This window comes from Roseomonas rosulenta (genome assembly GCF_016106005.1).
Lineage (GTDB): Bacteria > Pseudomonadota > Alphaproteobacteria > Acetobacterales > Acetobacteraceae > Neoroseomonas > Neoroseomonas rosulenta.
Genome location: NZ_JACADR010000198.1, coordinates 1 through 8,401, shown reverse-complemented (window position 1 = coordinate 8,401; position 8,401 = coordinate 1). Strand labels below are relative to the sequence as shown.

At 72.1% G+C, this 8,401-nt stretch carries 9 protein-coding genes; 4 read left to right on the top strand and 5 right to left on the bottom strand.

Translation table 11 applies throughout. From position 1 onward, the window contains the following. From HW578_RS19180 to HW578_RS19170, 3 genes are all read left to right on the top strand, one after another. Window positions 1–1,848: cellulose synthase subunit BcsC-related outer membrane protein (locus tag HW578_RS19180; RefSeq protein WP_198372318.1), on the top strand; the 1,848-nt coding region annotated here is incomplete at its 5' end. 296 nt (window positions 1,849–2,144) lie between these two features. Continuing rightward, window positions 2,145–2,510, top strand: a complete 366-nt coding sequence (locus HW578_RS19175; RefSeq protein ID WP_198372317.1) for an ArsR/SmtB family transcription factor — start codon at window positions 2,145–2,147, stop codon at window positions 2,508–2,510. Continuing rightward, window positions 2,507–3,040: an SRPBCC family protein gene (locus HW578_RS19170; RefSeq protein ID WP_198372316.1), complete on the top strand. Its 534-nt coding sequence runs from the start codon at window positions 2,507–2,509 to the stop codon at window positions 3,038–3,040. Before HW578_RS19175 ends, HW578_RS19170 begins: the two co-directional genes overlap by 4 nt. Before the next feature lie 222 nt (window positions 3,041–3,262). On the opposite strand, the gene trpA is transcribed toward HW578_RS19170, so the two are convergent. Together trpA and trpB are read right to left on the bottom strand one after the other, a co-directional pair. Continuing rightward, window positions 3,263–4,096: a tryptophan synthase subunit alpha gene (gene trpA / locus HW578_RS19165; protein ID WP_198372315.1), complete on the bottom strand. Its 834-nt coding sequence runs from the start codon at window positions 4,094–4,096 to the stop codon at window positions 3,263–3,265. A gap of 123 nt (window positions 4,097–4,219) precedes the next feature. Next, window positions 4,220–5,437, bottom strand: a complete 1,218-nt coding sequence (gene trpB, locus HW578_RS19160; protein ID WP_198372314.1) for a tryptophan synthase subunit beta — start codon at window positions 5,435–5,437, stop codon at window positions 4,220–4,222. Window positions 5,438–5,614: 177 nt separating this feature from the next. Between trpB and HW578_RS19155 the strand changes: the two genes are divergently transcribed. Continuing rightward, window positions 5,615–6,496, top strand: a complete 882-nt coding sequence (locus tag HW578_RS19155) for an AraC family transcriptional regulator (RefSeq protein ID WP_232479122.1) — start codon at window positions 5,615–5,617, stop codon at window positions 6,494–6,496. Window positions 6,497–6,536: 40 nt separating this feature from the next. Here HW578_RS19155 and HW578_RS19150 read toward each other — a convergent pair whose 3' ends face one another. The 3 genes from HW578_RS19150 to HW578_RS19140 all read right to left on the bottom strand — a co-directional run. Further along, window positions 6,537–7,508: a dienelactone hydrolase family protein gene (locus tag HW578_RS19150; protein WP_198372313.1), complete on the bottom strand. Its 972-nt coding sequence runs from the start codon at window positions 7,506–7,508 to the stop codon at window positions 6,537–6,539. Window positions 7,509–7,600: 92 nt separating this feature from the next. Next, window positions 7,601–8,239, bottom strand: coding sequence for a phosphoribosylanthranilate isomerase (locus HW578_RS19145; RefSeq protein ID WP_198372312.1), 639 nt, complete (start codon window positions 8,237–8,239; stop codon window positions 7,601–7,603). Window positions 8,240–8,243: 4 nt separating this feature from the next. Further along, window positions 8,244–8,401 (bottom strand): orotidine 5'-phosphate decarboxylase / HUMPS family protein (locus HW578_RS19140; RefSeq protein WP_198372311.1); only part of this gene is annotated, 158 nt, incomplete at its 5' end.

Here is an 8,401-nt window from a genome sequence, read left to right as displayed (position 1 = left end):
ATCAACGACCCGAGGGGCGCGGACGAGGCGGCGCGCGTGGCACTCGCCGTCAACCGCAACCCGAGCCCCGCGGCGCGGCTCGCCATCGCGGGCGCGCTGCTGGAGGCCGGGAACGAACAGCAGGCCGCCGCACTGGCCCGCGGGCTCGAGGCCGACCCTTCGCTGCCTGTCGAGGCGCGCCGCCAGGCCGATGCGCTCATGGCCGGCGTCGCGGTGCGCGCCTCCGACCGCGCGAACGAGGCCGGCGACCAGGCGGCGGGCTACGATCGCCTGCGCCCGGTGCTGGCGCGCAACCCGGACGACCCGGCGGCCAACCTGGCCCTGGCGCGGCTGCATGCCGGCGCGCGGCAGCCGGCGCAGGCGCAGGCCATCGCGGAATCCGTGCTGGCGCGGGACCCGCGCAACCTCGATGCGCGCGCCGCGGCGGTCGATGCCGCGATCGCCGGGCGCGACTTCCGCCGCGCCGAGGACCTGATCGACGAGGCGCGCGTGCTGGCGCCGAACGAGGCGCGGGTCTCGCTGATGCAGGCGCGGCTCGCGCGCGCACGCGGCGACAATCGTGGCGCGCTGGTTGCCGCCCGTCAGGCGCAGCAGCAGCGCGAGGCGCAGGTCGGCTCGGTCGTGCCGATGGGCTTCGCCACGGCCGGGCCCAACCCCTTCCGCGGCAGCGGCACCGGCATTCCCGGCGCCGCGCCGCCGAGCGACCCGCTGCTGGCCGAGATCGGGCGCGAGGTGGAGGCCGCGCGCGAAGGCGCGGCGACGCGCTTCTCCGTGCTGCCCACGGTGCGCGGGCGGTCGGGCACGCAGGGGCTCGACCGGCTCGAGGAGGTGGCGCTGCCGATCGAGGGGTCCTTCTCCCCGCGCGGCATCGGCGGGCGCGTGACCGCGAGCGTCTCGCCGGTCACGATCAATGCGGGCACGCTGCCGGCGGACCTGGTTTCCCTGCAATCCTTCGGCGCTAACCCGATCGCCTACCCGGGCGGCATGCGTCCGCCGCGCGACGATGGCGCGAGCGGCGTTGCGCTGGGCCTGTCCTACCAGCGCGGCTGGTTCCGCGGCGATGTCGGCAGCTCGCCGATCGGCTTCCGCTTCCCCACCGTGGTGGGCGGGCTCGAGGTTGCGCCGGAACTGGGCGGCGGCTTCCGCCTGCGCGTGGCGGGCGAACGGCGCGCGGTGACGGACAGCCTGCTCTCCTGGTCGGGCCAGCGCGATGCGCTGACCGGGGAGACCTGGGGCGGCGTGGTGCGCACCGGCGGGCGCGCGCAGGTCGAGTATTCCACCGGCCCGGCGAATTTCTACGCGGGCGGCGGCTATGCGGTGATCGACGGGCAGGGCGTGGCGGACAACAGCCGCGTCGAGATGGGCGCGGGCGGGTCCTTCGCCCTGGTGCGCCGCCCGGACGAGACCGTCACGGTCGGCATGGACCTGGTCTACTTCGCCTATGACCAGAACCTGCGCTTCTTCACGCTGGGCCATGGCGGGTATTTCAGCCCGCAGGACTACACGGCGGTGAACATCCCGGTGGAATGGCGCGCGCGGTCCGGGGATTGGCGCTGGCGGCTCGGCGGGTCCCTTGGCTACGCGGTCTGGTCGGAGGACAGCACGCCGGTCTTCCCGACCAATGCCGGGCTACAGGCGCAACTGGCCTCGCGCGTCGGGTCGAACCCGCAGATCTTCGCCTTCTACCCCAGCAAGAGCGAGGCGGGCGTGATCGGCAGCCTGCGCGGAGACGTGGAATACAGCCTGTCGCGCGACCTCGTGCTGGGGGCGACCCTGCGATACGACCGCTCGGCGGATTGGAACGAGGCGCGCGGGACGGTGTATGTGCGCTACGCACTGCCGGATTAGAGCAGACGCCGATCAGGCGTAGCCGCCCGATCGGGTGAAGCTGCCCGCGAAAACAACAGGCTAGAGACGTTGCCGTGAGCCAAGGCGAACCGGAACGGCTCCAGCGTTCCGCGCAGTCGAGGCCGGCGCCGTCTCGGCGGTATGCGCATGCCGCGTGTGCGGATTGCGTCACGCTCGCGATTGGACATCCATGCCGGACCCGCAGGGGCACGATCCGGCAATTGGCGGCTGGCCGGTGCGATTCATCATTCAACAAAATAGTTGACTAATCTGCGGCCAGGCCTACATTCAACCGTATGGTTGAATTAAATTCCCCCCAGCTCGATGCGGTCTTCCACGCCCTCGGCGATGCCACCCGCCGCCGCATGCTGCACGACCTGGCGGCCGGCGAACGCAGCGTCGGCCAGCTGGCCGAACCCTTCGCCATGTCGCTCGCGGCCGCGTCCAAGCACATCAAGGCGCTGGAGAATGCCGGGCTGATCCGCCGCGAGGTGCGCGGGCGGACGCATCTGTGCCGGCTCGACCCCGGCCCGCTCGCCGGCGCGCATGGCTGGCTGCGCTTCTACGAGCAGTTCTGGACAGACCGGCTGGACGTGCTCGAACGGCTCCTCCGCGCGGAGGATGCCGCCAAACCACCCACCCCCGCAGGAGACGACCCATGAACGACGTTGCAGTCATCGACAGCCACGGCGTGCTGATCGAACCGACCACGCTGATGATCCAGCGGCACCTGCCTGGCCCGATCGAGCGCGTCTGGGACTACCTCACGCGCAGCGACCTGCGCCGCCAGTGGCTCGCCGCCGGGGAAATGGCGATGCAGGTCGGCAGCACCACCGAACTGGTGTGGCGCAACGACGACCTCACGGACCCGCCCGGCGAACGGCCGCCCGCCGCCGACGCCGAACACCGCATGGCAGTGCGCATCACCGAGGTCGATCCGCCGCGCCGCCTCGCCATCACCTGGGGCAGCACCGGCGGCGTGACCTTCGACCTGGCGCCGGCGGGCAGCCGCGTGCTGCTGACCGTGACGCATCATCGCGTGGCCGATCCGGCGATGCGCCTGAGCGTGAGCGCCGGCTGGCACGCGCACCTGGACGTGCTGGTCGCGCGGGTGTCGGGCGAGGAACCGGGGCCCTTCTGGGACGCCTATGCCCGCCTCAAGCAGGACTACGCGCAGCGCCAGCAGGCGTGATCCGGCGGCGGATGCCGGCGCCCCCGGCCCGCGGAGCAGGCCGGGCGCGTCGGCCCCGCCAGGCTTCGGAAGGGCCGAACCGATGCGGATTGCGCAACGCGCAATCCGGGAGCGCACAGCGCGACCGCGCTCAATGCGCCCGTCGCCGCCAGTGCACCGGCGCATGGCGCGAAGGCGAGCCGGCCGGATGGCCGGCGCACGCCGTTCGAGGGCGCGAAAAAACTACGCCGCTTTCCGCACCGCGCGGACCGCCTCGGCCAGCGCGCGCACCTGGTCGAGCACCTTGCGCACCGCATCCGGCTTCGCGCGACCCTGGTCGTCCAGGTTCGCCGCCAGCGTGTCGATCAGCGCCGAGGCCACCACCGCGGCATCGGCGATACGCGCCGCTTCCGCCGCCTGTTCGGGCGTGCGCACGCCGAAGCCGATCGCGATCGGCAGCGTGGTATGCGCGCGCACGCGGGGAATGGCGGCGGCCAGCGCCTCGCTGGTCGCGCTGCGCGTGCCGGTGATGCCGGTGATCGCGACGTAGTAGACGAAGCCCGTGGTCGCCGCGAGCACGCGCGGCAGGCGTTCGTCGCCGGTGGTCGGCGCCACCAGGCGGATCAGATCGAGGCCATTGGCCTTCGCCGCGGGCTCGATCTCGTCGGCTTCCTCGGGCGGCACGTCCACCACGATCAGGCCATCGACGCCCGACGCCGCGGCATCGGTGCAGAAGCGCTCCACGCCATAGGACAGGATCGGGTTGTAGTAGCCCATCAGGATGACCGGCGTGGCGTCGTCCTCGCGGCGGAAGTCGCGCACCATGGCGAGCGTGCCGGCCAGCGTGGCGCCGGCCTTGAGCCCGCGCTGCCCGGCGCGCTGCACGGTCGGGCCATCGGCCATGGGGTCGGTGAAGGGCACGCCGATCTCGATCAGGTCCGCCCCTGCGCCGGGGAAGCCACGCAGGAGCGCCATCGAGGTGGCGGGGTCGGGGTCATAGGCTTCGAGGAAGGGAATGAGCGCGCCGCGCCCCTGCGCCTTCAGCGCGGCGAAGCGCGCGGCGATTCGAGAAGACATTTCCTGACCCTCAGACGGCGGGCGGCCGGCATCCGCCGGCCTTGCCTTCGCGCCATGCGCTGGTGCGCCCGGCGCGGCGGATGGATTGTGCGCGGTCGCGCGCCGCTTGGTGCGGGGCGCGGGTCACATCGTCACTCCAAGGTGCTTCGCCACGGTGAAGATGTCCTTGTCGCCGCGGCCGCACATGTTCATCACGATCAGCGTCTCGGGCGGCAAGGTGGGCGCGAGCTGCATGACATGCGCCAGCGCATGCGCGGGCTCGAGCGCGGGGATGATGCCCTCGAGCCGCGAGCACAGCTGAAATGCCTCCAGCGCCTCGGTGTCCGTCGCGCTCACGTACTGCACGCGGCCGAGGTCGTGCAGCCAGGAATGCTCGGGCCCGATGCCGGGGTAGTCGAGCCCGGCGCTGATGCTGTGCGCCTCCAGGATCTGCCCGTATTCGTCCTGCAGCAGGTAGGTGCGGTTGCCGTGCAGCACGCCAGGCCGGCCCTTGGTGAGGGAGGCCGCGTGCTGGTCGGTGTCGATCCCGTGGCCCGCCGCCTCGACCCCGCGCATCTGCACCGAGGCTTCGTCGAGGAAGGGATAGAACAGCCCCATGGCGTTCGACCCGCCGCCGATCGCCGCCACCAGCATGTCGGGCAGGCGGCCTTCGGCGGCCATCATCTGCTCGCGCGTCTCCTCGCCGATCACCGACTGGAAGTCGCGCACCATCATCGGATAGGGGTGCGGGCCGGCCACCGTGCCGATGCAGTAGTAGGTGTCGTGGACATTCGCGACCCAGTCGCGCAGGCCCTCGTTCATCGCATCCTTCAGCGTCGCGGCGCCGGAGGTCACGGGTACGACTTCAGCGCCCAGCAGCTTCATGCGGAAGACGTTGGGCTGCTGGCGCTCGACGTCGGTGGCACCCATGAAGACCGTGCAGGGCAGGTCCATCAATGCACACGCAGTCGCGGTGGCGACACCGTGCTGGCCGGCGCCGGTCTCGGCGATGATGCGCGTCTTGCCCATGCGCTTGGCAAGTAGGATCTGGCCGAGCACGGCGTTGATCTTGTGCGCGCCGGTGTGGTTCAGCTCGTCGCGCTTGAAGTAGACCTTGGCGCCGCCGAGGTGCTTCGTGAGGCGTTCCGCATACCACAGCGGGGATGGCCGGCCGACGTAATGCGTCAGCAGCCGGCGCCATTCCGCCATGAAGGAGGGGTCGCGCTTCGCCTGGTCATAGGCGCGCTCCACCTCGAGGATGAGAGGCATCAGTGTCTCGGCCACGAAGCGGCCGCCGAACTGGCCGAAGCGGCCGCGGGCATCGGGGCCCTGGCGGAAGGAATTGGGCAGGGGCTTGTTCAAGGGGATCTCTCGGCGTTCCCAGGAGGCACCCCGTTTAGCCGATAGCCTGGCGCCCGGCCATAGACGGCGATGCAGGACGGGCACCGCGGATCTCCGGCCGCCGGATGCGCATTCCCGCAAGATGCGGCAGGCCGCCGCCGGCGCCATGCCCTATCCCTGCGCACCGAGGAGGGCGCAATGACCAACGCGACGCTCGAACGTTATCTCGCCCGGATGCGACGGGTGCTGGACCACATCGACCGGCACATCGACGACGAGTTGGACGCCGAGGCGCTGAGCGGCGTGGCGGCCTTCTCGAAATACCATTTCCACCGGCAATTCACGGCAACCGTCGGGATCTCCCTTCACCGCTACGTTCAGCTGGTCCAGATGAAGCGCGCCTCCTACAGGCTGGCCTTCCGCGACGGCGCCACCGTCACGGGGGTCGCCCTGGACGCCGGATACCAGACGCCGGAAGCCTTTGCCCGCGCCTTCCGGCAGCGCTTCGGACAGGCGCCGAGGGATTTCAGGTGTGCCCCCGACTGGGCGTCGTGGTTGCTGGCCCTGCGGCCACTCAAGGATGCGAGGACCATCACCATGCAGAACGTCTTCACGCCGGATCAGGTGCGGATCGTCGACGTCCCGGACACGATGGTCGCGGTGATGCAGCATCGCGGCGATGCGGCGCGGCTCGGCGCGACCATCCGGCGCTTCATCGCCTGGCGCCGCGCCGCCCGATTGACGCCGGGGACCAGCGCCACCTTCACCATCTTCCACAACCCCGAGCCGGCGCGGCCCGAGGACTTCCATGTCGATCTCTGCGCCGCCACCCGGCGGGCGATACCGGCCGGCCCGCATGGCGTGACGCCGGGCGTCATTCCCGGCGGCCGCTGCGCGGTGCTACGCGTCATCGGATCAAGCGACGACCTCGGCCCCGCCGCGACGTTCCTCTATCGCGACTGGCTGCCGTCGAGCGGCGAGGAGGCGCGGGATGTCCCGCTCTATTGCCAGCGCCTGACCTTCTTCCCCGACGTGCCGGAGCACGAGGCCGCAACCGACCTGTTCCTGCCGCTCCGGTAGGGCCGCGGACCGACCGGCGCCCCGAGGCCGCACCAGGTGCTCACCGCACGCGCACGTCGATCACGTTCGTCTTCATGAAGCCCGAGACCTCGCCCACCGCGCGGCCACGGAAGGCGGCGTCGCCCTGGATCTCGGTGCCCAGCGTGCGGCAGGCGGCGCGGGAGCGGACGAAGGCGTCGACCGTCGCCTCGGTCGCGCCGACGCGGAACAGCGACACGCCCGAGATCCCGGAGGCACGCTCCCGCCACAGCCCGTCCGGCCCCTGCTGCCAGACGCAGCGGGTCAGGTTCTCGCCCTGCGGGTCGGCACGCACCGGGCCGGGCGGGTCGTCGAAGCCGTGCCGGGCATTCTGGTAGGTGTTGATGGTCACATTGCCCCCGGCGGCGCGCAGGAAGGATGTCAGGTCGTCGCAGGCCGGCTTGCCGGTCCGGTTGTCGCGGCTGCCCACCAGCACCAGGATCGGCCGCCGCGCCGTGTCGCGATTGCCCATCCGGTAGGAGCAGTCCGGCGCCACCGCGGCGAAGGCCAGGAAGCGGGCCGCATCGGCCGGACGCCCCTGCGCCACCGAGGTATGCGCCGCCAGGATGGCGCCGCCCCCGCCGCCCTGGCCGAAGCCGACCAGGCCGACGCGCCGGCGGTCGATGCGCGGATGCTGCACGGCGGCATCGAGCGCCCCATAGGCGTCGAGCGCGAAGTCGAGTGTCGTGAAATAGGCGCGCTCCGTCGGCGGACGGGACGGGTCGATGCTGCGCGAGGTGTAGTGGTCCAGCACCACCACCGCCGCACCCATGCCCTTCAGGGCATTCACGTAGTCGGTGAGATGCGCGTCGCGCTTGCCGCGCACGTCATGGGAGAGGATGACCAGCGGCACGCGCTCCGTCCCCTCGGGCAGCCACAGCTCGGCGCCCATCGGCTGGCCGCCGGAGCCCGTGTAGAGCAGCGGATCGGGCCGCGGGCCGCTCGAACAGGCGGCGGCGATCAGCACCAGGAGCAGCGGCAGCAGGCGGCGCATCGGTCGGTCCCTCCCTCGGGGGCGGCATGTTCCGACGACCGCGCGCCGGGCGCAATGATCGGCGTCGCATCCCGCGTGACGGGCCGGTCCCGTCAGGCCCGCGCGGCGGCGATGAAGGCGCGGATCAGCGCGGGGTCCTTCACGCCGCGCGCGCGCTCGACGCCCGAGGACACATCCACCCCCGGCGCGCCGGCGGTGCGGATCGCCTCCGCCACATTGTCCGCCGTCAGGCCACCGGCCAACAGCCAGGGGCGCGGAATGTCGCGCCCGGCCAGCAGCCGCCATTCGAAGGGCTGGGCGTTGCCGCCGGGCAGCGCGGCCCCCGGCGGCGGCTTGGCGTCGAACAGGAAGCGGTCCACCACCGGGGCGAAGGCCTCGACCGCGGCGAAATCCTCGGGCGCGCCGATACCCAGCGCCTTCATCACCGGCAGGCCGAAGCGCGCGCGGATGGCGGCGGCGCGTTCGGGAGTCTCGGTGCCCTGCAGTTGCAGGATGTCCAGCGGCAGGGCGGCCAGCACCGCGGCGATGGCATCGTCCGTTGCATCGACGAACAGCCCGACCCGCTTCGGACCGCCGGGGCACGTGGCGGAAAGCGAAGCGGCCTCCGCAGGCGTCAGGTATCGCGGCGAAGGCGGGAAGAAGACGAAGCCGACGTAGTCCGCGCCCCCCTCGGCGGCGGCTGTGAGTGCGGCGGCATCCCGGATGCCGCAGATCTTCACCTCGGCGGGCATGGGCTCAGCCGGCCAGTTCGGCGGCGATGCCGGCGGCGGCGGCGGCCGGGTCCGGGGCGCCGGTGATGGGGCGGCCCAACACGATCCAGTCGGCGCCGGCGGCGACCGCCTCGGCCGGGGTCGCGACCCGCGCCTGGTCCCCGGCGGCGGATCCGGCGGGCC

Excerpts from the sequence above, each read along its gene's own strand:
- HW578_RS19155 (WP_232479122.1), top strand. The coding sequence starts at position 5,615 with ATGACCAACGCGACGCTCGAACGTTATCTCGCCCGGATGCGACGGGTG.
- HW578_RS19145 (WP_198372312.1), bottom strand. The coding sequence starts at position 8,239 with ATGCCCGCCGAGGTGAAGATCTGCGGCATCCGGGATGCCGCCGCACTC.
- HW578_RS19175 (WP_198372317.1), top strand. The coding sequence starts at position 2,145 with ATGGTTGAATTAAATTCCCCCCAGCTCGATGCGGTCTTCCACGCCCTC.
- trpA (WP_198372315.1), bottom strand. The coding sequence starts at position 4,096 with ATGTCTTCTCGAATCGCCGCGCGCTTCGCCGCGCTGAAGGCGCAGGGG.
- HW578_RS19150 (WP_198372313.1), bottom strand. The coding sequence starts at position 7,508 with ATGCGCCGCCTGCTGCCGCTGCTCCTGGTGCTGATCGCCGCCGCCTGT.
- HW578_RS19170 (WP_198372316.1), top strand. The coding sequence starts at position 2,507 with ATGAACGACGTTGCAGTCATCGACAGCCACGGCGTGCTGATCGAACCG.